General features: G+C 70.3%; 21 protein-coding genes. 7 read left to right on the top strand and 14 right to left on the bottom strand.

What is annotated here, in order from left to right; all coding sequences use genetic code 11:
• Nucleotides 1-1,278, top strand: coding sequence for an alpha-hydroxy-acid oxidizing protein (locus tag HF024_RS07050; protein ID WP_168689095.1), 1,278 nt, complete (start codon nucleotides 1-3; stop codon nucleotides 1,276-1,278).
• Between the two features lie 55 nt (nucleotides 1,279-1,333).
• Here the strand turns inward: HF024_RS07050 and HF024_RS07045 are convergent, their stop codons facing one another.
• The 4 genes from HF024_RS07045 to HF024_RS07030 form a co-directional block, all read right to left on the bottom strand.
• Nucleotides 1,334-1,741: a hypothetical protein gene (locus HF024_RS07045; protein WP_085369306.1), complete on the bottom strand. Its 408-nt coding sequence runs from the start codon at nucleotides 1,739-1,741 to the stop codon at nucleotides 1,334-1,336.
• 98 nt (nucleotides 1,742-1,839) lie between these two features.
• Nucleotides 1,840-2,763 (bottom strand): NADP-dependent oxidoreductase, encoded by a 924-nt coding sequence (locus HF024_RS07040; protein WP_168689094.1) that lies wholly within the window; start codon nucleotides 2,761-2,763, stop codon nucleotides 1,840-1,842.
• Nucleotides 2,764-2,806: 43 nt separating this feature from the next.
• Nucleotides 2,807-3,835 (bottom strand): 6-phosphofructokinase, encoded by a 1,029-nt coding sequence (locus tag HF024_RS07035; RefSeq protein ID WP_085369308.1) that lies wholly within the window; start codon nucleotides 3,833-3,835, stop codon nucleotides 2,807-2,809.
• Between the two features lie 96 nt (nucleotides 3,836-3,931).
• Nucleotides 3,932-4,561 (bottom strand): CYTH domain-containing protein, encoded by a 630-nt coding sequence (locus tag HF024_RS07030; RefSeq protein WP_168689093.1) that lies wholly within the window; start codon nucleotides 4,559-4,561, stop codon nucleotides 3,932-3,934.
• A gap of 75 nt (nucleotides 4,562-4,636) precedes the next feature.
• On the opposite strand from HF024_RS07030, the gene HF024_RS07025 reads away from it, so the two are divergent.
• Nucleotides 4,637-5,029: a DUF3224 domain-containing protein gene (locus HF024_RS07025; RefSeq protein WP_168689092.1), complete on the top strand. Its 393-nt coding sequence runs from the start codon at nucleotides 4,637-4,639 to the stop codon at nucleotides 5,027-5,029.
• A 45-nt stretch (nucleotides 5,030-5,074) separates the two neighbouring features.
• Nucleotides 5,075-5,269, top strand: coding sequence for a hypothetical protein (locus tag HF024_RS07020; RefSeq protein WP_168689091.1), 195 nt, complete (start codon nucleotides 5,075-5,077; stop codon nucleotides 5,267-5,269).
• A gap of 26 nt (nucleotides 5,270-5,295) precedes the next feature.
• Here the strand turns inward: HF024_RS07020 and HF024_RS07015 are convergent, their stop codons facing one another.
• The 5 genes from HF024_RS07015 to HF024_RS06995 all read right to left on the bottom strand — a co-directional run bounded on the left by HF024_RS07015 (nucleotide 5,296) and on the right by HF024_RS06995 (nucleotide 11,109).
• Nucleotides 5,296-7,452 (bottom strand): DEAD/DEAH box helicase, encoded by a 2,157-nt coding sequence (locus HF024_RS07015; RefSeq protein ID WP_085369312.1) that lies wholly within the window; start codon nucleotides 7,450-7,452, stop codon nucleotides 5,296-5,298.
• Nucleotides 7,453-7,624: 172 nt separating this feature from the next.
• Nucleotides 7,625-7,966, bottom strand: coding sequence for a DUF6804 family protein (locus HF024_RS07010; protein WP_247597344.1), 342 nt, complete (start codon nucleotides 7,964-7,966; stop codon nucleotides 7,625-7,627).
• A gap of 93 nt (nucleotides 7,967-8,059) precedes the next feature.
• Nucleotides 8,060-8,485, bottom strand: a complete 426-nt coding sequence (locus HF024_RS07005; RefSeq protein WP_085369314.1) for an RbsD/FucU domain-containing protein — start codon at nucleotides 8,483-8,485, stop codon at nucleotides 8,060-8,062.
• A 180-nt stretch (nucleotides 8,486-8,665) separates the two neighbouring features.
• A complete protein-coding gene (locus HF024_RS07000; RefSeq protein WP_281727832.1) occupies nucleotides 8,666-10,888 on the bottom strand; it encodes a heavy metal translocating P-type ATPase in 2,223 nt (740 codons plus the stop codon).
• On the bottom strand, nucleotides 10,885-11,109 hold the full coding sequence (locus tag HF024_RS06995) for a heavy-metal-associated domain-containing protein (RefSeq protein ID WP_168689089.1): 225 nt from the start codon (nucleotides 11,107-11,109) through the stop codon (nucleotides 10,885-10,887). Before HF024_RS06995 ends, HF024_RS07000 begins: the two co-directional genes overlap by 4 nt.
• Nucleotides 11,110-11,170: 61 nt before the next feature.
• Between HF024_RS06995 and HF024_RS06990 the strand changes: the two genes are divergently transcribed.
• The 3 genes from HF024_RS06990 (at nucleotide 11,171) to HF024_RS06980 (ending at nucleotide 13,322) form a co-directional block, all read left to right on the top strand.
• On the top strand, nucleotides 11,171-11,449 hold the full coding sequence (locus HF024_RS06990) for a metal-sensitive transcriptional regulator (protein WP_085369317.1): 279 nt from the start codon (nucleotides 11,171-11,173) through the stop codon (nucleotides 11,447-11,449).
• A 2-nt stretch (nucleotides 11,450-11,451) separates the two neighbouring features.
• Nucleotides 11,452-11,979: an O-acetyl-ADP-ribose deacetylase gene (locus HF024_RS06985; protein WP_168689088.1), complete on the top strand. Its 528-nt coding sequence runs from the start codon at nucleotides 11,452-11,454 to the stop codon at nucleotides 11,977-11,979.
• Nucleotides 11,980-12,047: 68 nt separating this feature from the next.
• Nucleotides 12,048-13,322, top strand: coding sequence for a M20/M25/M40 family metallo-hydrolase (locus tag HF024_RS06980; protein WP_168690812.1), 1,275 nt, complete (start codon nucleotides 12,048-12,050; stop codon nucleotides 13,320-13,322).
• Between the two features lie 82 nt (nucleotides 13,323-13,404).
• Here the strand turns inward: HF024_RS06980 and HF024_RS06975 are convergent, their stop codons facing one another.
• The 5 genes from HF024_RS06975 to HF024_RS06955 form a co-directional block, all read right to left on the bottom strand.
• Entirely contained in the window at nucleotides 13,405-13,998 is a 594-nt protein-coding gene (locus HF024_RS06975; protein WP_085369319.1) for a GDSL-type esterase/lipase family protein, read from the bottom strand.
• Between the two features lie 113 nt (nucleotides 13,999-14,111).
• The gene (locus HF024_RS06970; RefSeq protein WP_168689087.1) at nucleotides 14,112-14,972 is read right to left on the bottom strand and encodes an aldehyde dehydrogenase family protein; all 861 of its coding nucleotides are present in this window, start codon (nucleotides 14,970-14,972) and stop codon (nucleotides 14,112-14,114) included.
• The gene (locus HF024_RS06965; RefSeq protein ID WP_247597343.1) at nucleotides 14,969-16,477 is read right to left on the bottom strand and encodes an aldehyde dehydrogenase family protein; all 1,509 of its coding nucleotides are present in this window, start codon (nucleotides 16,475-16,477) and stop codon (nucleotides 14,969-14,971) included. The genes HF024_RS06970 and HF024_RS06965 overlap by 4 nt, the downstream gene beginning before the upstream one ends.
• Nucleotides 16,478-16,501: 24 nt before the next feature.
• On the bottom strand, nucleotides 16,502-17,533 hold the full coding sequence (gene deoC, locus HF024_RS06960; protein WP_085369322.1) for a deoxyribose-phosphate aldolase: 1,032 nt from the start codon (nucleotides 17,531-17,533) through the stop codon (nucleotides 16,502-16,504).
• A 13-nt stretch (nucleotides 17,534-17,546) separates the two neighbouring features.
• Nucleotides 17,547-18,497 (bottom strand): sugar-binding domain-containing protein, encoded by a 951-nt coding sequence (locus HF024_RS06955; RefSeq protein WP_168690811.1) that lies wholly within the window; start codon nucleotides 18,495-18,497, stop codon nucleotides 17,547-17,549.
• Between the two features lie 98 nt (nucleotides 18,498-18,595).
• Between HF024_RS06955 and HF024_RS06950 the strand changes: the two genes are divergently transcribed.
• Entirely contained in the window at nucleotides 18,596-19,537 is a 942-nt protein-coding gene (locus tag HF024_RS06950) for an ROK family protein (RefSeq protein ID WP_168689086.1), read from the top strand.
• The last annotated feature ends 52 nt before the right edge of the window (nucleotides 19,538-19,589 follow it).

Genomic DNA, 19,589 nt, shown 5'->3' with positions numbered 1-19,589 from the left:
ATGTCGCTCAGCGCCGGTCGTGAAGCCCAGTCCGCCATCTACCGCGCGGGCGTTGCGGGGCGCACCCCGCGCATCCCGGTCGGTTTCACCGCGCTGGAGCGGGCGGCCGAGCGTCGCATGTCGCGGGCGGCGTTCGCGTACGTCGCGGGATCCGCAGGGCTCGAACGCACCGACAGGGCGGACACGGCAGCATTCGGCAGCCACCGGATCGTGCCGCGGGTGCTCCGTGACGTGTCGTCGCGCGACCTCGGCATCGAGCTGTTCGGGCGTCACAGGCCCACCCCGCTGCTGCTCGCGCCGATCGGGGTGCTCGACCTCGCGCATCCATCGGCCGACAGCGGTGCGGCCCGTGCCGCCGCCGCGCTCGGCATCCCGGCCATGCTGTCCAACCAGGCGTCGACGCCGATGGAGACCGTCGCCCGGGACATGGATGCGATGAGCCGGGGCGCGAGCCGCTGGTTCCAGCTGTACTGGAGTTCGTCGAACGAGTTGGTCGAGAGCCTCGTCTCCCGCGCGGAGCGGTCCGGCTGCGAGGCCATCGTCGTCACCCTCGACACGCACGTGCTCGGCTGGCGGCCGCGCGACCTCGACCTCGGCTACTTGCCGTTCAGCCGCGGCCGCGGGATCGCGCAGTACACGAGCGACCCCGTCTTCCTGCGCCTTGTGCGGGAACGGATCGCCGCAGGTCGCCCGCGGGAGCACACGCCCGTCACCCCCGCGACGATCGCCTCGTTCGCGAGCATCCTGCGCCACCACCCCGGCCGCCTGCGCGACAACCTCCGCTCTGCGGAGCCGCTCGCGGCCATCGAGACGTTCCTCGACGTGTTCGCGAACCCGGCGCTCACCTGGGCCGACCTCGCGTTCCTGCGCGAGCGCACCGCGCTGCCGATCGTGCTCAAAGGCGTGCTGCACCCCGACGACGCTGTTCGCGCGATCGACGCGGGCATGGACGCCGTGCAGGTGTCGACGCACGGTGGGCGCCAGATCGACAACGAGCAGCCCGCACTGGATGCGCTCCCCCGCGTGGTCGGGGCGGTGGCCGGACGCATCCCGGTGCTGTTCGACAGCGGCGTGCGCAGCGGGGCGGACGCGGTGGTCGCGCTCGCCCTGGGCGCGCGGGCGGTCGCGATCGGGCGCCCCTACGTCTACGCGCTGGCGCTCGCGGGCGAGGCCGGCGTGCGCGAGCTGCTGCGGAACACCGTCGCGGAACTGGACATCACCCTCGGGCTCGCCGGTGTGCGCAGCGTCGCCGAGCTGGACGCGTCGATCTTCGCCTGACCCCGGGTGCCCGGCACCGGAACTCGGCACAGGCACCGGCGGCACCGCGACCGGCTCAGGACACCGACGCCCCGATCAGCGACAGAAGTGCCTGCGCGTACGCGGTCGCCGCATCCTCGTCCTCGAACATGCGCTCCTCACCGCCGATGGCGATGCTGACGCGGTAGCCGTCCGGGGTGCGCGCCAGGTGCAGGAAGGAGCCGCCGAGGAGTTCGCGCAGCTGGTCTTCGCGCGGGATCCACAGCGCGTCTTCGACGGCGAGCGAGTCGAGGGCCCACTCGGTCGTGCCGTTGAAGCCGAGGATCGTGCCCGTGTCGAACTCGTGCGGCTCGATGGTCATGTCGCTCACCGTGAACCGGTCGCCGGCGAGCTCGTCGCGGTCGATCGCGAAGGTGTCCCCGGATTGCGGGCGCCAGCGGAGCCCTGCTGCACGCAACTGGCGGGCGGTGTCGTCTGCGATCATCGGATGCTCCTGAGCCTGCTCGTGAGAACCATGTCCGCGAGTCTAGGCTCCCGACCCTGCGAAACCCAGAGCGTGCCCGCCCGGCACACGACGGTGTCTCAGTCCGTGACCAGCACGATCTTCCCGCGCACGTGCCCGGCCTCCAGCCGGGCGAACGCCTCGATGACGCGCTCGATCGGGAAGATCGAGTCGATCGGCAGGATGCACTCGTCTTCCGCGAGCAGCCCGGCCAGCCAGGCCAGCTCCTCGTTTCCCGCCGCCGACCCTCCGACTGTGCGCGCACCGAGGGCGTCAGGACCGAACGCGGCGATGGTGTTGATGCGCTCCACCGGCACGCCCAGCGCGATCCCCACCTCGATGGTCTCCCTGCCGTGGTTGTCGAGCACGGCCGTCAGCGCGCCGCCGTCGAGCGCAGCCAGCACCCGGTCGGCGAGGCCGTCCCCGTAGGCGACGGGCACGATCCCGAGCCCGTCGAGGTACGCGTGGTTCTCCGAGGCCGCCGTGCCGATCACGGTGGCTCCCGCGCGCACCGCGAGCTGGGCGGCGAGCACGCCGACGCCTCCCGCCGCTGCGCTCACCAGGACCGTGTCGTCCTCCGTCAGGCCGATGGATGCCGTGGTCGCCACGGCCGTCCTGCCCACCGTCGCGAGCGCTCCGGCCACCTCGAAGGTGAGAGGGTCCGGCTTGTGCAGCACGGCCCCGTCCTCCTGCACGACGATGAAGTCGGCGAACGTGCGGAACGGCGCGCTGCCGAACACGGCCTCGCCGACGGTGAAGCGCGTGACCCCCTCGCCGACCTCCTCGACGAACCCGGCGAAGTCCTGGCCGAGACAGCTCGGGACGGTGACGCCGAAGCGGGACGCGACGTCCGCATCCCGGTACGCCTTGACGTCGATGGCGTTGAGCCCGGCCGCCATCACGCGCACGACGAGCTCACCGGGCCCCGGCCACGGCCGCTCCGTGTCGACGATCCGGAGAGCGTCGCGGGAACCGAACTCGTCGAACTGAACGCACCTGGGCACATTGACTCCTTCACGCCTGTGACGAGGAGTCTAGTCAGCCGGCCTAGCCGAAGAGCAGAGCAGCCTCGTCGTACCTGGCCTGCGGAACGGTCTTCAGGCCGCCGGTCGCGTCGGCGATGGACACGTTGACGACGTCGGTGCCGCGCAGCGACACCATCGAGCCCCAGCGTCCCTCGTAGACGGCGTCGACCGCCGCCATGCCGAGGCGGGTGGCGAGCACCCTGTCGTACGCGCTCGGGACGCCTCCGCGCTGCATGTGGCCGAGCACGGTGGCGCGCGCCTCGATGCCGGTGCGCTCCTCGATCATCGGGGCGAGCATCTCGCCGATGCCGCCGAGGCGCGGACGGTTGAACGCATCCAGGCCCTTGTGGGAGTGCGCCTCCTCCATCGTGTCGAGGTGGAAGCCCTCGGAGACGACGATGACCGGCGCGCGGCCGCGGTCGCGGACCGATTCGACCCACTCGATGATCTGCTCGATCGACTGGGGCTGCTCCGGTATGAGGATGGCGTGCGCTCCGCCTGCCATGCCGGAGTGCAGGGCGATCCAGCCGACGTGGCGGCCCATGACCTCCACCACCATGCAGCGCTGGTGGGACTCCGCGGTGGTGCGCAGCCGGTCGATGGCCTCTGTCGCGATCTCGACGGCGGTGTCGAAGCCGAACGAGTAGTCGGTGGCGGCGAGGTCGTTGTCGATGGTCTTCGGGACGCCGACGATCTTGAGACCGGCGTCGGTGAGACGGCGGGCAGCGGTCAGCGTGCCCTCTCCGCCGATCGCGATGATGGCGTCGATGCCGTTCTCGTCCATCATCGCCTGGATGTGCTCCGGGCCGCCGTTCTCGCCCTCGAACGGGTTGGTGCGGCTGGAGCCGAGGATCGTGCCGCCCTGACGGGAGAGGCCACGGACGCTGTGCCGGTCGAGCGGCATGATGTCGCCGTCGACGACGCCGCGCCAGCCGTAACGGAAACCGGCGAACTCGGAGCCGTGGACGCGGTCGCCCTTCAGGACAGCGCCGCGGATGACCGCGTTCAGTCCTGGACAGTCGCCGCCACTGGTGAGGATGCCGATCTTCAAAATGCTGCTCCCTGGGTGAAATTCGCTACCTGTGAATCATGCCTGACGGCGGGCACCAGCACAAAAACGCGGGTACGAGGCCGGTGGCGCCGCCCGCTAGAGCCCGAGCGCGCGCTGCAGCTTGGACGAGCTCGCCGACACCACGGCGCCCGCGGCGAGCACGCGCTCCTCGATCTCGTCGAGCAGCGCCGTGCGGCCGGAGCGGGTGTCGGGTGCGCCGCTCAGCAGCTCGACCTCCCACTCGCGCCACGATTGGGTGCCCCCACTGCGGAGGTTCTCGCTGGTGACGTGGTCGTCGCAGAACTCGGCGAGGTCGAACCCGGCCGCATCCTGCAGCACGACGGTGACGCGCCGGTTGGTGACTCTGGCCACCGGCACCAGCTCGGCCTCCGCGATTCGCGCATCCGGGACCACGGCGGCGACGGAGGCGATCAGCTCCTCCGGAACGTCGTCCCCGTCGGTCAGCGGCCAGCGCAGCTCTGTGCGGCCTTCCTCGGCCGGCAGCTTCACATGCCAGCCCTGGTCGGCTCCCCCGCGGCGGACGCGCACCGCGATCCTCGCGCGCGCCAGGGTGAGGTCTGCGGTGTCGAAGTAGGTGGCGACGAGTTCGGCGGTCTCCGGCTCCGTCTGCAGCGCGACAGCGCCGACCCCCACCAGCAGCGGAGGGGCCGTGGTCTCGTCGACGTCGTATTTGCGCTCGATCTCGACCTGGGAGTGCTGTGGCATGCCCCTTGTCTAGTGCAGATTCGCTCTGTCGCGAAATTACAAGACGGCGACCGGCCCCCTCTCTATGGTGAGGGGATGAGCGAGCACGAGACGATCACCGCCCGATTCGAGGTCACCGGCTGGGACCCGGCAGAGCTTCCCGGCATCGACGGGGACTGGGTCGGAGCGATCACCATGCGGAAGACGTACACGGAGGGACTGGTCGGAGAGTCCGTCGCGCACTTCGTGTCGTCCGGCACGGAGGAGAGCCGCGGCTACCTCGCGGCCGAGCGGGTGACGGGCACCCTCGACGACGGCAGGACCGGCTCGTTCACCGTGCACCACGGCGCGCTGCAACACCCGAGCGACGACTCGGCGTTCGGCTACATCATCCCCGGCACGGGGACGGGCGATTTCGCCGCGTTCTCCGGCCAGGCGCGCATCCTGCACGACGGCAGAGGGCCGTACTTCGTCTTCACGCTCGGCTGACACCAGCCTCTCGACCGCGGCAGGCGCGAGAGGTACCCTCGGTGCATGACCGAGAGCGACACGCGCGGCGGCGACGACGAGCTGGACGACTTCCGCGAAGCCCAGGAGGCCGACTACGAGCCGGCCCCCATCGTTCGCGACGAGGACGACCTGCCCGTCGCCGACGACGAGGACGACGACCTCGTCCCCGACGACGACCGGCCGGTGCCTCTCGACCCGGACGACGCCGACATCGCCTGAGGCGGCGCCGGCGCCCACCCGGGCGACTACCCCAGCGCGTCCTCCAGCAGGTGGATGAGCGCATCCAGCTGCACGGAGTCCGCCGAGCCCGGCTCGACATCCGAGCCGTCGAGCGCGCGAGCCGCGAGGCCCTGCTTGGCGTCGATCAGCTCGGCGATCTTGGAGTCGATGGTCTGCGCGGCGATGATCCTCCACGCCGTGACCGGCTCCTCCTGGCCGATGCGGTGCACGCGGTCGATGGCCTGGGTCTGCTCCGCCGCCGTCCAGGACAGCTCGGCCAGGACGACGTTGGACGCCGCCTGCAGGTTGAGCCCGACGCCCGCGGCGGTCAGCGAGCACACCGCCACCGACACCTCCGGGTCGTTGTTGAACGCGTCGATCTCCCGCTGGCGGGCGATCGCGGTCTGGTCTCCGCGGATCGAGATCGTCTTGAGGTCGCGGGCGGCGAAGGCCTCCTCCGCCGCATCCATCACGTCGATGTGCTTGGCGAAGAACACCACCTTGCCGACGGAGCGCGCGAGCTGCGCTGCGTAGTCGGAGGCCAGCCCCGCCTTCGCCTGACCGATCTTGCGGACCATCGTGAAGACGTTGTCCCCGCTCTTGGACGAGCGTGCGTCCTCGAGCTCCGACTGGGCGACGAGGCGGATGAGGTGCGCACGGTGCGCGTCGTCGTCTCCGTCGAACGAGTCCGGCCGGCCGGCGGCGGATGCGCGGCGGAACTTGGCGACGAGGCGGGCAGCCAGCTCCTTCTCCGCCTGGCGGATGCTGCGGCCGAGGTCGTCGTCCAGCTCGACGGGCAGGTCGACCACGCGGCGGCTCGGCAGGTCGGCGGCCACGTCGATCTTGCGGCGGCGGACGATGCCCATGTCGATGACGGCCTCGCGCGCCGCGGCGTAGAAGCCGAAATCGGCCGGCGTCAGCTCGGTCTCCTCGAGCTTCTCCATCAGGGCGGGCGCCGGCTTGTTGCCGTCGATCCAGCCGAGGAACTGCCAGATGGCCTTGAAGTCGTCGATGTCGTTGATCAGCGGGGTGCCGGTGAGCGCCATCAGCAGGGGGTCGCCGGTCTTCTTGATCGCGTCCGCGAGCCCGAGCACGTACTTGGAGCGCTGCGAGTGCAGGTTCTTGATGAAGTGCGCCTCGTCGACGACCATGCCCTTGAAGCCGAGCGTGCTCAGCCAGGCGAGGTGCCGATCCAGGACCTCGTAGTTGACGATGACGACGTCGGCGAACGCATCCAGGCCCTCGCCGTCTCCGTGGATGACCGTCGCCCTGCGGTGCGGCGTCCAGCGCTCCACCTCGCGCGCCCAGTTCATCTTGACGACGTTCGGCACGACGGCGAGCAGTGGATACGCGCCGGCGACGCTGGCCGCGAGGACGGACTGCGCCGTCTTGCCGAGGCCGGGCTCGTCGGCGAGCAGGAAGCTGCGGTGGCCGAGCCGGACGCTCTCCACGAAGCGGGCCTGGTGGTGCATCAGCTCGAGGCCGGGAGGCGAATACCGGTCGATGGCCGGAGCGGGCGGCAGCTCCATGCTGGCCGCCTGGCCGCCCGAGCCGTACTCGAACGACTTGAACAGCGGGCCGAGCAGCTCCCACGAGTCGAGACGGCGCCGCGGAGCGGACTGCGCGGCGGTGGCCTTCGAGAAGTCGGGGGCGAGGAACGGGTTCGAGAGCTGCCTGGCACGCACGGACTGCGGGATGACCTGCTTCTCGGCGAGCTCCGGCGTGATGACGCTGTCCTGCTTGGCGACGGGACGCTCCACCGTGATGATGAGGTCGTCCGGAGAGAGCTCCGTGCCCGACTCGAGCAGCCAGTCCCTGCGCATGGTCTGCGCGGTCGCCGTAGGCGGGGACTCGCTCTCCAGCAGGGCGATGAGCGAGGTGTCGCGCGCGGCCGTCTTGGCCAGGATGGTCGCGATGCCGTCCAGGCGCTTCAGCTGCTCCGCGCGAGCTGCGTCGCTCAGCTCGGGGTCCGACTTGGCCCTGGCCCGCTCCTCGCGCATGAGGAACGCGATGACCTGGAACTTGGTGCGATTGGTCGGTCCGAGCTTCTTGCCGTCCGCGGCCTTCGCCTCCACCTCCCGCACTTTGCGCGCGAGGACGGGGATCAGCCCGTCGTTGTTCGCGTGGCGGGTGCGTCGCTGCTGCTGGCGCGACGAGCTGGTGCGTTGACCGGAACGAGACATGGTCCTCCAGGGGGAGCGTCGCGCGCTGACGAAGAGCGGACGCCGTATGGCGTGAGGGCCGGCGCAGCGTCCGGGCGGGGAACCGAATGGACCCGCCCGCCGCGGTGAGCGCCGGGGACGCGTCGTGCAGGAACTCGCGACGCGACCACCAGTTTACGCGAGGATGCGCGAATCAGCGACGCGGATCGACGGGGATCTTCACGGTGACGGCGACGGCGACGAAGAGCACGGCGCTCGCGAGGTGCAAGAGACGGATGACCACGTCCCCGAAGGTGATCGGCCAGACCGGGTTCCAGAGCACGGCGACGGGGATCAGACCGGCCAGCCACCACCACTGCTTGGCCTGTCCGGCGAAGACGCAGAGGATGAGCGCGAGGATGCTCACCGCATACTGCACGTAGAGGTACCACTCGCCCCCGATCAGGGCGAGGCCGCCGATCAGGACGATCGCCCCGAGGATGCCGGGCGCGAGAGCCGCGCGGTTGAAGGTCGGCTGGGTGGTGGGTCGGGACACGGTCACCGAGTCTACGGCAGGAGCATCCACGCTGGTGGGGCGTGCCGGCGCCGATGAGGCTCCGGCACGCCCACGTTCAGCTGTGCGTGTGATTCAGCAGGGGCCTTTCCGCAACAGGAACGCGCATGGCGGGGCGTCCGACCCCACGCTCACGGTCACAACGGAATGGCGGGCGAGCTCGACGAATTCGCCGAGCTCCAGACGGGTCATGGGCACGCGACGGAGTTCGGCATCGGAAGCGATGCCGTTCACCGCGAACGCCACGTCTGGGACATCGTACGGTTCACCGGCGAGATCGAGGAACGTGATCGGCGACGGATCGTCGTTGTCGAGAGGGAACACACTGAGAATCGCGTCGGCCGCGGCTTCAGTCGTCACCTCTCCGAGATGAATGACGGGTGAAACTATTTCTTCTTGTGGATAGCCGCTGCCGACAAGGGTAAGCATGTCGCCATCGTGCATGGAATCAAGGACGCTCAAGAGCGCACCGGACAGCAGCGGGCTGAGGTTCTTCAGCAAAGTCGGGCCTTTCCTGTAAAACGAATATTTCTCAACCCCTATGTGGAGGATAGACCCGGCAGTATGTCCTCCCCCACCCCCCATTCAGGGGTGAATGCACGCGGCACGCCGGGATACTGTTCAGATCGCACACAGGGTCACTGATATGGACGCATCCCGGCGCCGAATATGACGCCCGCGTCAGGAAGAAACCGTACGCCCGGAAAACCGTCGCAACCGCAGGCTGTTGAGCACCACGAACACGCTCGAGAACGCCATCGCCGCCCCGGCGATCATCGGGTTGAGCAGCCCGGACGCCGCGATCGGGATGGCCGCGACGTTGTACGCGAACGCCCAGAACAGGTTGCCCCTGATGATCGACACCGTGCGCCTGGACAGCCGGATCGCGTCCGCCACGAGCACCGGATCCGAGCGCAGCAGCGTGAGGTCGCCCGCCTCGATGGCGACATCCGAGCCCGAGCCCATCGCGATGCCCAGATCGGCGGCCGCGAGCGCCGCAGCGTCGTTGACGCCGTCCCCGACCATCGCCACCGACCGGCCGTCGTCCTGCATCCGCCGGACGGCCTGCGCCTTCCCCTCCGGCGTCGCCCCGCCCACCACGCGCTGGATGCGCAACGGCGCGACCACGGCCCGTACGGTCTCCTCGTGGTCGCCGCTCAGCACCACGGGCTCCAGGCCGAGCGCCCGCACCCGGCCGATCGCCTCCGCGGCGTCCGGACGCAGCGGGTCCGTGACGCTGAGGACCGCGGCCGGCGCGTCGTCGACGGAGACGACGACCGCCGTGGCACCCGCCGCCCTGGCGTCGCGCAGCGCGTCGGAGAGCACGGCAGGGAGGGTCGCGTGCGCGTCGGCGCGTGCGACGGCGACCGTCCGTCCCTCCACTTGCGCCGTCACGCCGAACCCGGCCACGGCACGGAATCCGGTGACGGGAGCGTGCGCATCCACTGCCGCAGCGACCGCCCGGCCGATCGGGTGCTCCGACCCGCGCTCGGCCGATGCGGCGAGCAGCAGCACCTCCTGCGCATCCACCCCGTCCGCCGGCACGACGCCGGTGACCGTCATCGCTCCGGTGGTGAGGGTTCCGGTCTTGTCGAACACGATCGTGTCGATGCGGCCCGTGCGTTCGAGCACCTCCGGGCCGGTGATCAGGATGCCGAGCTGGGCGGCGCGTCCCGTGCCGACCAGCAGCGCGGTCGGGGTCGCCAGACCGAGCGCACACGGGCAGGCGACGATGAGCACGGCGACCGCGGCGGAGATCGCGGCGGAGGTTCCGCCGCCGAGGAGCATCCACACGCCGAAGGTGGCCAGGGCGAGCGCGATGACCACGGGCACGAAGACGCCGGAGATCCGGTCGGCCAGTCGCTGAACGGCCGCCTTGCCGAGCTGGGCCTCCTCCACCAATTTCGCCATCCTGGCCAGCTGCGTGTCCGCTCCGACCCGGGATGCGCGCACCATCAGCGTGCCGGCGTGCGCGATGGTGCCTCCGGCGACCGTGTCGCCCTGTGACACCTCGACCGGCACGGACTCCCCCGTCATCGCGCTGGTGTCGACGGCGGCGGCGCCGTCCTGCACGACGCCGTCCGCGGCGATGCGCTCGCCGGGCCGCACCACGAACCGGTCGCCGACCGCGAGAGCGGAGACCGGAACGCGCGTCTCCGACCCGTCGCCGGTCAGGATCGCGACGTCTTTCGCCCCGGCCTGCAGCAGTTCGCGCAGCGCGGCGCCCGCCCTCCGCTTGGACCGCTCCTCCACGAACCGCCCGAGCAGCAGGAACGTCGTGACGCCGGCTGCAACCTCCAGATAGATGGCCCCGGATGCGCTGCCCGGCTCCGCGACCAGGGTGAAGGGATGCCGCATCCCCAGTTCGCCCGCCGTGCCGAAGACGAGAGCCCACACCGACCAGAGGTAGGCGGCGGCCGTGCCGAGCGACACGAGCGTGTCCATCGTGGCCGCCCCGTGCCGCAGGTTGATCGCCGCAGAGCGGTGGAACGGCCAGCCGCCCCACAGCACCACCGGCGTCGCCAGCAGCAGCGACACCCACTGCCAGCCCCAGAACTGCCAGGCCGGGATCATGGCCAGCAGCACGACGGGCACGGTGAGCGCCGCGCTGACGATCAGCCGCAGGCGCAGGGCGGACGACGACGACGCATCCCGGGGTGGCTCCACCGCTTCGATGACGTGCGCGCCGTATCCGGCCTTCTGCACCTCGGCCACGAGCAGTGCCGGATCGAGCGACGCGGGTGCCGTGACCCTGGCCCGTTCGGTGGCGAGGTTGACGCTGGCGGTGACGCCGTCGATCCTGCCGAGCCGCTTCTCGACGCGGGCGACGCAGCTTGCGCAGGTCATCCCGTCGATCGCGAGGTCGAGCTGGATGCCGGGAGCGGCCGTGTCGGCGCTCGTCACAGCAGGGGAAGCTGTCGGGGGTGGGCCAGCGTGTACCCGGCCTCTTCGACCGCGCTCTGGACCGCATCCCGTGCGAGAGCGGCGTCGCTGGTGACCGTCGCCGTGCCTGCCGCCACGTCGACCGCCACGGCCGTGACGCCGTCCAGCGCCCCCAGCTCTTCGCTCACCGCGTGCGCGCAGTGCGCGCAGGTCATGCCCTGGATGTCGTAGCTCGTTTCCATGTCTTCGACTGTAACACATACCCCATAGGGGTATACGGGATCGGCGCGGTATCCTGGACGGGTGATCGCAGACATCAAGAAACGCGCCATGCACCGCACGCGCATCCTCGAAGGCCAGCTGAGAGGCCTGGAGAAGATGATCGAGAACGAGGACTACTGCATCGACATCATCACCCAGTCCCTCGCCATCCAGAAGTCGCTCGGCTCGCTCAACAAGCTGCTCGTCGAGAACCATCTCAAGACGCACGTCACCGAGATGTTCGACGAGGGCGGCAGCCAGCGCGACGACGCCATCGTCGAGCTGCTGAAGGTGTACGAGCTCTCCAACAACAGGGGCTGACGGTGGACGACCTGATCCAGATCGTCCGCGGCGACATCACCGACGAGCACGTCGACGCCATCGTCAACGCCGCGAACAGCTCCCTCCTGGGCGGAGGAGGCGTCGACGGCGCCATCCACCGCCGCGGCGGTCCGGCCATCCTCGACGCCTGCCGCGAACTGCGCGCGACGACATTCCCGGATGGGCTCCCCACCGGCCAGGCCGTCGCCACCACCGCCGGCGAGCTCGACGCCACGTGGGTCATCCACGCGGTCGGCCCCGTCTGGTCCGCAACGGAGGACAGGACGGAGCTGCTGCAGAACGCCTACCGTTCATCGCTGCGCGTCGCGCGCGAGGTCGGCGCGGCCTCCGTGGCCTTCCCCGCGATCTCCGCCGGCGTCTACGGCTGGCCGATGGACGACGCCGCCCGCATCGCGGTCAGCACGGTCCGCGCCGTGCTCGCCGCGTCGTTCGGGCCGGTGGAGCTGGTGCGCTTCGTGCTCTACTCCGACGATGCCCTCGCAGCGTTCCGCCGGGCGGCGGGAGAGTGAGCGGTCCTGCGCGCATCGACGACGATGCCGCCGTCGACCGCTTCCGCACGCTGCTGCGCATCCCGACCATGTCCCGCAACGCGGTCGAGCAGACGGACTGGGAGGCGTTCGACACCTTCATCGCCACGCTGCCCGAGCTGTATCCCCACCTGCACGCCACTCTCGAACGCGAGCAGCACGGCCACTCCCTGCTTTACCGCTGGCGCGGCGCAGGCGACGGAGCCCCCACCGTCCTGATGGCGCACTACGACGTGGTGCCGGCCACCGACGACGGCTGGGAGCACCCGCCGTTCGGCGCCGAGCTCACCGGAACAGGCGACGCCCGCGTGCTGTGGAGCAGAGGCACCCTCGACGACAAGGGATCCCTCGTCGCCATCCTCGAAGCAGTGGATGCGCTGGTCGCCGCCGGCCACACCCCCGCCGCGGACGTGTACCTCAGCTTCGGCCACGACGAAGAGACCGTCGGGTCCGGGGCGAAGACGATCGTCGCCTCCCTCGCCGGCCGCGGCGTGCGGCCGGCCCTGGTGCTCGACGAGGGCGGTGCGGTCGTCGAGGGCATCTTCCCCGGCGTCGCGAAGCCGATCGCGGTCGTCGGCGTCAGCGAGAAGGGCATCACGAGCGTCCGGCTGACGGTCGAGCAGAACGGAGGGCACGCCTCCACCCCGCCCAAGCTGACCGCGACGGTGCGGCTGGCGCGCGCGATCACGCGGCTGAACGCGAAACCGTTCCCCGCCGGCCTCAGCGAGACCAACCTGCAGATGGTGGAGACGCTCGGCGCCCACGCCACCGGCCCGCTGCGCGCGGTGTTCACCCGGGCCAGGCGCCTGAAGCCCGCCCTGGTCGCCGTGCTCGGCCGGGTGAGCGACGAGACCCGCGCGATCGTGCGCACGACGACGGCGGTCACGCAGCTGTCCGGCAGCCTCGCCGCCAACGCCCTGCCGGAGACCGCCGAAGCGGTCGTCAACGTCCGTATCGCCGTCGGGTCGAGCGTCGCCGAGACCATGACGCACCTCCGCCGCGCCATCCGCGACCCGTTGGTGCGCATCGAGGCGATCGACCCGAGCGAACCGTCGCCGGTGTCCCCCACCACCGGTCCGGAGTGGGATGCGATCGCCGGCAGCATCGCGGCCGTGCATCCGGATGCGGTGGTGACGCCGTACATCATGCTCGGCGCCAGCGACAGCCGCCACTTCACCACGATCAGCGACGCGGTCTACCGCTTCACCCCGTTCGAGATGAGCGGCGAGGAGCGGGCGACGCTGCACGCCCGCAACGAGCGCATCCACGTGGCCACCTGGCTCCGCGGCATCCGCTTCTACGAGACGCTGCTCCGCACCCGCTAACCCACGCACACCATCGAGTCCGAAGTTATTCACGCGACACGCCGGGTGGGGGCGTGAACAACTTCAGACTCGATGGCTTGGGTCACGCCGCCCCGCCCAGGTCCGGCAGCGTGATCGCGCGGCTGGTCGGCGGCTGCTGGCGCAGGCGCTCCAGGGCGGGCACCAGCTCGTTCAGCCAGACGCGGTATCCGTCGTCGTTGAGGTGCAGGCGGTCCTCGCTGTATGCGGGGTTCAGTTCGCCGTCCTCCAGCGCCAGAGCGGGCCAGAGGTCGAGCCACTGTGCGTGCACGGTGGGCGCGAACTGCCACAGGTGGCGGTTGATGTCGCGGATCTGGTCCGCGAACTCGTGGCCGCGCGGCAGCACCGACTGCACCAGGATGCGCGTCTCCTGCAGCTCCCTGCGCAGCGTGACCAGGATGGTCTCCACGTTGCGCACGATGTGCTCGACCGAGCGCCGCCAGGCGAGGTCGTTCGTGCCGATCAGCAGCACCACGACGGTGGGCTGCGCGTTGATCACATCCCACAGACGGGCCACCACGTCGTCCGTGGTGTCTCCCCCGACCCCGAAGTTGTAGATGGTCTCCCCCGGCATCCACGCCTGCCAGTCGCCGCCCTGCGTGAGACTGTCTCCGACGAGGGCGGTCGGACCCATACCCGACATCCCCTGATCCGTCATCCGGACCTCCTAAGTCTTTCCTTCATCCTCCCCCATGATGCGCAAAGGCGCGAGGGGTGTACCGCTGCGCAGGGCTGCGGTACACCCCTCGTGGATGCACGGATCGGTCGGGATCAGATCAGCGACTTGGTGTGCCAGACCGTCTTCGTCTCGGTGAAGAACGCGATCCTGTCGAGCGACGGCGCCGCCGCATCCGGACCGTTCTCCGGGGTGAGGACGCGCTTCAGCGTGTCGGCCGCCGCGATCTGCAGGTCGATCCACTCGAGGCCGCCTGCGCCGACCAGGTCGAGCGCGTTGACGTCGGCGTGCGAGGCGAGCCACGGTGCGATCTCGGCCGGGGAGCCGGTCAGGATGTTCACCACACCGCCGGGCACGTCGCTCGTCGCGAGCACCTCGCTCAGGCTGATCGCGGACAGCGGGAAGCGCTCGCTCGCCACCACGACCACCGTGTTGCCCGCCACCAGCGCGGGGGCGACGGCGCTCACGAAGCCGAGCAGCCCAGTGTCCTGCGGGGCGACGATCGCGACCACGCCGGTGGGCTCCGGCACCGAGATGTTGAAGTACGGACCGGCGACCGGGTTGGCGTTTCCGACGACCTGCGCGAACTTGTCCGCCCAGCCCGCGTACCAGACCCAGCGGTCGATCGCCTCGTCCACCTGCGCGCCGGCGACGGCGGCGGAGACGCCCTCCGTCTGCTGCACCTCGTCGACGAACTGGGCGCGACGGCCCTCCATCAGTTCGGCGATGCGGTAGAGCACCTGGCCGCGGTTGTACGCGGTGGCGCCCGCCCAGCCGCTGAGCGCTCCGCGGGCGGCGACCACGGCATCCCGGGCGTCCTTGCGGGACGCCTTCGCCGCGTTGGCCAGGAAGGCGCCCTTCGCGGAGACGACCTCGTACGTGCGACCGGACTCGCTGCGCGGGAACTTGCCGCCGATGTAGAGCTTGTAGGTCTTCGGCACGGTCAGGCGGCTCATTTCTTCGCTCCCTTGCGGGTCGTGGTGGATGCGGAGGTCAGCGCCGCGGCGGACGAGCCGCCGAGCGCGCGGCCGGGCGTCAGGTACGCGGCGAGCCCGTGGCGACCGCCCTCGCGGCCGTAACCGGACTCCTTGTATCCGCCGAACGGGCTGGCCGGGTCGAACCTGTTGAAGGTGTTCGCCCAGATCACACCGGCGCGCAGCTTGTCCGCCACGGCCAGGATGCGGCTGCCCTTGTCGCTCCAGATGCCGGCGGACAGGCCGTACGGGGTGTTGTTCGCCTTCGCGATGGCCTCGGCGGGCGTGCGGAAGGTGAGCACGGAGAGCACCGGCCCGAAGATCTCCTCGCGGGCGATCCGGTGGCTGGTGGAGACGTTGTCGAAGATCGTCGGCGCGAACCAGAACCCGTTCTCCGGGATGGCGCAGTCGGCCGTCCAGCGGTCAGCACCCTCCGCCTCCCCGATGTCGGACAGCTCCCGGATGCGCTGCAGCTGCTCTGCGCTATTGATCGCGCCGATGTCGGTGTTCTTGTCGAGCGGGTCGCCGAGGCGCAGCGTCGACAGGCGGCTCTTCAGACGGTCGACGACCTCGTCGTGGATGCTCTCCTGCACCAGCAGGCGGCTGCCTGCGCAGCAGACGTGGCCCTGGTTGAAGAAGATGCCGTTGACGATGCCCTCGACGGCCTGGTCGATCGGGGCGTCGTCGAAGACGATGTTCGCCGCCTTGCCGCCGAGTTCGAGGGTCAGCTTCTTGTCGGTTCCTGCGACGGCGCGGGCGATCTCCCTGCCGACGGCGGTGGAGCCGGTGAAGGCGACCTTGTTCACATCCGGGTGGTTGACCAGGTCGCGACCGGTCTCGCCTGCACCGGTGACGATGTTGACGACGCCGGCGGGGAGGCCGGCCTGCTGCACGATCTCGGCGAACAGGAGCGCGGTCAGCGGGGTGGTCTCCGCCGGCTTCAGCACGACGGTGTTGCCCGCCGCCAGCGCGGGGGCGATCTTCCAGGCGAGCATCAGCAGCGGGAAGTTCCACGGGATCACCTGGGCGGCGACGCCGAGCGCGCGCGGTGCGGGGCCGAGACCGGCGTGGTCGAGCTTGTCCGCCCATCCCGCGTAGTAGAAGAACCAGGCGGCGACGAGCGGGACGTCCACATCCCTGCTCTCCTTGATCGGCTTGCCGTTGTCGAGGCTCTCCGCCACCGCGAGCTCGCGGGCGCGCTCCTGGACGAGGCGCGCGATGCGGAACAGGTACTTGCCGCGGTCGCTGCCGCTCATCTTCGACCACACGCGCTCGTACGACCGGCGCGCTGCGGCGACGGCAGCATCCACGTCGGCGGTGTTGGCCGTCGCGATGGTCGCGATGCGCTCCTCCGTCGCCGGGGAGATGGTCTGGAACGGGGTGCCGTTGCCCTCGACGAACTCGCCGTCGATGAAGAGGCCGTACTGGTCGCGCAGGTTCAGGATGGCCCTGGACTCCGGCGCTGGTGCGTATTCGAGGAAACTCATTGTTCTGCCTTCGGTCTCTGCTGGTCAGTCGATCGTGACGTAGTCGGCGCCGGAGTAGTGGCCGGTGCTCAGCTTCTGACGCTGCAGCAGCACGTCGTTGAGCAGGCTGGACGCCCCGAACCGGAACAGGTGCGGCTGCAGCCAGTGCTCGCCCACCGTCTCCGCGACCGTCACCAGATACTTGATGGCGTCCTTCGACGACCGGATGCCGCCCGCCGGCTTCACGCCGATCTCCTCGCCCGTGAGCTTGTGCCAGTCGCGCACGACCTCCAGCATCAGCAGCGTGACGGGCAGCGTGGCCGCCGGGGACACCTTGCCGGTGGACGTCTTGATGAAGTCTCCTCCGGCGAGGATCGCCAGCCAGGATGCGCGGCGCACGTTGTCGTACGTGTTCAGCTCGCCGGTCTCCAGGATCACCTTGAGGTGGGCGTAGCTGCCGTCTGCGCGGCGGCAGGCTTCCTTCACGGCGACGATCTCGTCGAAGACGAGCCCGTAGCGCCCGGAGAGGAACGCCCCGCGGTCGATCACCATGTCGATCTCGTCCGCACCGGCGGCGACGGCGTCCGCCGTGTCCGCCAGCTTCACGGCGAGGGATGCGCGCCCGCTCGGGAACGCGGTCGCCACGGCGGCCACGTTCACGCTGCCGGGTGCTCCGCCCGAGCGTCCGGCGTGGGATGCGCCGAGCGCCTCCACCGCGTACGGCACCATGTCGCCGTACACGCAGACGGCGGCCGGCCGGGGAGCGGTGAGATCGCTCGGGTCCGGCGTGAGCGCCTTCGCGACGAGCGAGCGCACCTTGCCGGGCGTGTCAGCGCCTTCGAGGGTGGTCAGGTCGATCAGCTCGATGATCTTGTCGAGCGCCCAGGCCTTGCTGGTGGTCTTGATGGAGCGCGTTCCGAGCCCGGCGGCACGCTGCTCGAGGCCGACGGCGTCGACCCCGGGGATGCCGTTCAGGTAGCGGCGCAGGGAGGCTTCGGTGAAGTCGCCCCCGAGCACCTCCACGGCCCTGGCCGCCGGTGCGAGGGTTCGCACGGGCGGCGTCGTTTCGATGGTCACGTCACTCCTTCTTTCAGCTGGCCGCTGAGCGGCCGAGCAGATGGTTCGCGGTGGATTCGTCGGTGATGATCGTGCTGCACAGCCCGCTGGACACGATCGCGTGCGCCACCCTGTGCTTGGTCTCCCCTGCGATCACGGCGATGCTGGTGCGCGCGGCGCGGAGCTCGTCGAGCGAGATGCCGAGGGTCCTTCCGTCGAGCTCCGGATCGGCGACCTGGCCGTCCTCGGTGATGAACCGGCCGACCACGTCGCCGACGGCGCCCTTCGCGGCGAGGGATGCGACGTCGTCGGCGGTCAGGTAGCCGGAGTCGACGTGCACGGAGCTGGTGTCGACCACGCCCGCGCTGAACAGGTACGCGGAGGCGCTCCTCGCCAGCGCCAGGACACTCTGCACCGAGCGGTCGGCCTCGATGGCGCGCCGGGTGGCGGCGTGCTCGAAGATGGCGGGACTCGGAAGCAGGGTGGCCGTGCCCTGCGCCTTGCGGGCGATCACGACGGCGGTGTCCGCCGCCGCTGTCGCCTGCCGGGTGCTGGACACGCTGCCGTTGATCTGCACGGGGTTGACGCCGACGGCCCAGCCGGGGCGCAGCCGCGCCGCCACCGCGTGCAGGGTGCGTCCCCAGCTCACGCCGAGCGTGCGGGGAACGGGGCGCAGGGTGGTCAGGTAGTCCGCCGCGGCCTGCGCGACGCGCGCCTGCACATCCGAGTCGGAGTCGAGGGACGGCACGACCACGGCGTCCTGCAGGTCGTAGAAGCCGCACAGCTCGCGTTCGAGCGAGAACCGCCTAGCGCTCGGGTGCACGATCTCGATGCGCACGAAGCCGTGCTCGCGCGCTGCGACGAGCAGCCGTCCCACCTTCCAGCGGCTGACACTGAGGGCGAGACCGATCTCGTCCTGAGTTTTGCCCGCCTCGTAGTACAGCTCAGCGGCTTTGACGGCGAGGATCTCATCGGTGTCGTTCATGGCCACGGTTCCAGCTTAGGAACCGGATGCGCGTCTGAGCAACGGTTGCGCGGATGTTGCTCATATGAGCGCGGGCGGTTTCGTTTAGGGTAAAGGTCGTGCCAACTCCCCTCGCCCTCGCCGTCGACTTCGGCGGAACCAAAGTCGAAGCAGCCATCGTCGATGCGGACGGTCGCCTGCTCGAATCGTCCCGCTTCCGCCGCCCGACGGGCCGCACGGCGACCGTCGCCGACCTCGAGGCCTCGGTGGGCGGCGTCGTCCGTGACGCCATCGCCTCCGTGCCCGCCGGTGCGACGCTCATCGGAGCGGGAATCGGCTGCGCCGGGCCGATCGACCGCATCCGGGGCCTGGTGTCCCCGCTGAACGTCCCTCACTGGCGCGACTACCCGATGCGCGACTTCATCGCCGGTGTCATCGCGGACGCCGGGCTCGACATCCCGGTGACGCTCGAGATGGACGGCGTCGCGATCACGCTCGCCGAGCACTGGGTCGGAGCTGCGCAGGGCGTGGACAACGTGATGGGCATGGTCGTCTCGACCGGCATCGGCGGCGGCCTCATCGTTGGCGGCCGCGTGATCACCGGTCCGACGGGCAACGCCGGCCACATCGGGCACGTCGAGGTGGGCGAGCTGGTCGGAGAGGACACGTTCGGCAACCCGAGCGCCCTCGAAGCAATCGCCTCGGGCCCGCACACCGTCGCCTGGGCTCGTCGCCACGGCTTCACCGGGAACACGGGCGAGGAACTGGCGGCGGCGTACGCGGCGGGCGATGAGGTGGCCCACCAGGCCATCGCGCGCACCGGAGAGGCCGTCGGCCGCGCCATCGCGTCGGCGACCGCCCTGCTCGACCTCGAGCTCGTCGCCATCGGCGGCGGCTTCTCGCACTCGACGCCCGACCTGTTCGACCACATGCGCCGCGTCATCGAGAACCACTACTTCCCGTACGTGCGAAAGGTGCGCATCATCCCCTCGGCCCTCTCCTCCGAGGGCCCGCTCATCGGCGCGGCCGCGCTCATCCACCGCGCCCACCTCCTCCCCTGACAATCGAGCCGGGACTTCTGTACGCGACACGCCGAGCGGAGCGTACATAAGT

Origin of the sequence: Leifsonia sp. PS1209 (assembly GCF_012317045.1) — a bacterium.
GTDB lineage: Bacteria > Actinomycetota > Actinomycetes > Actinomycetales > Microbacteriaceae > Leifsonia.
Note: the sequence above shows the minus strand (reverse complement) of the source record. Positions and strands in the feature narration are given on the sequence as shown.